This is a genomic window from Micromonospora sp. ATA51 (assembly GCF_016802855.1).
In the GTDB taxonomy this organism is placed as follows: domain Bacteria; phylum Actinomycetota; class Actinomycetes; order Mycobacteriales; family Micromonosporaceae; genus Micromonospora; species Micromonospora sicca.
In genome coordinates this window covers 1-1,774 of the sequence record NZ_JAEVHJ010000610.1, presented here as the reverse complement: position 1 = coordinate 1,774, position 1,774 = coordinate 1, and the positions used below count along the sequence as shown (strand labels likewise).

Genomic DNA, 1,774 nt, shown 5'->3' with positions numbered 1-1,774 from the left:
GGGCTGGTCGGGCCGCTGGTGGTGGGTTCATCCTGGCAACCGTAGGTGCGGTTGCGGAGGATGGTCATGGCCTCGCGTGTGGTGAGAACGAAAACGGTGACGGTCAACGACGTGCTCGACGGGCAGAAACTGTTGGAGATCGACTGCGTGGACCGCGCCTATCTCACCTTGTCCGTGCCGAACCTGATCGTCGGCGGTCAGGTGACCAGCTTCCTCACCCAGCATGAAGGCAAGCCAGTCCCGTCACCCGCACTGCTGGAACGCCGCGGGCAAGCCTTCCGCGCAGCGGTGATGTCCTTCGCCGACGCCAACGACATCCCGGTCATCAACTTCACGGGCAAGAGGGAGAAGAGTCGGCCGGGTGTGCTGGCGGACAGTCCGTGGCCGGAACGCAAGATCGACCAGGTGATGCCGCTGATGCGTAAAGCCGCCGCTACCGGCCGGTCCCAGGTCGTCGCCATCGGCGTGGCGCAGGAGTACCAGCGGGTCTTCACCGGGTCAAAGTCCGAAACCGGCACCGGGGCGGTGTGGTTCACCTACAACCGGGTCGAACGCCGAGTTACCTGCTACTACTTCTACCTCTGGGACGCCGATGTCGGACCGGCGTTCATCAAGATCTGCGCCTACTTTCCCTACCCGGGCAAGATCTGGTTCAACGGGCACGAGTGGGCCAAACGTCAAGCTGTGAAGGCCGGGATCGGCTTCACCGAACTGTCCAACGGCTTCGCCTCCAGCGAGGATCCCCAGGCCCTGCAGGACATCTGCGACCGGCTCGGACCCGGCACCGTCACCGTGTTCACCGAACGCTGGTGGGCCCGCCTGCCGCTACCGTTCACCGCAGCCGATCGGGCCGCCGGCTACTGGTGGGACATCTCCATGCGGCAGATCGAGGTCGCCAAGACCATCGTGTTCACCGCACCCCGCCACGCCCGTGCCTTCTTCGAAGCCCTCGCCGCCGACAACCTCGACATCGGCCGCCCCGACAACATGGAGATCATCTTCAACCGGCAGATCCGCTCCACCACCAAAGGCGTGTTCCGCACCGCCATCGACCGCGACAACGACGGCATCGTGGTCAACGCCTTCTACCGACACAGCCGGATCAAGTACTACCTGAAAGACCGGCGAGCCCTACGCATCGAAACCGTCATCAACGACACCTACGACATCGGCGTGCTGCGCCGCCTGGAACACCTCAACGAGGTCATCGTCAAAGCCCGTGACGCCAACCGCCGGCTGCTGGACACTATCCGTGCCGGTCAGAGCTGCGTCCTTGCGAGCCCAGTCATCGAACGGGTCGCGCAGCCCACCCTCACCGAGGATGGCAGGAGGGCCCCAGCCCTACGGTTCGGCGACCCTCGGGTCATGGCCCTGACCGGCGCCCTCACCCTCACCCTGTTCGCCGTCGCCGGCGTCACCAACAAGAGCCTTCGCGCCTTGACCGCCCGGCTGCTCGGCACCACCTACACCACCAGCCAGATGACCTACGACCTGCGACGCCTGCGGTTCAACGGCCTGATCCGACGCATCGAACACACCCACACCTACGCCCTGACCCCCGACGGGCAACGCCTGGCGATCTTCTACACCAAACTCAACAACCGCCTCCTGCGACCACTCCTCGCCGCCGATCAGCCCCAAGCGCCACCCGACCTGCGTCAAGCCCTCGCCGCCATCGACCACCACGTCGACGACTACATCGCCCGCGCACGACTCAAAACCGCAGCCTGAAAACCTGACTCAGTTGTTCAGATTCTCGAACCCAAGGATCTAG

At 64.6% G+C, this 1,774-nt stretch carries 1 protein-coding gene; it reads left to right on the top strand.

Annotated features, from left to right (window positions below):
* The first annotated feature begins 96 nt into the window (after positions 1-96).
* Positions 97-1,731, top strand: coding sequence for a hypothetical protein (locus JNW87_RS38280; protein ID WP_238455430.1), 1,635 nt, complete (start codon positions 97-99; stop codon positions 1,729-1,731).
* Positions 1,732-1,774: the final 43 nt, after the last annotated feature.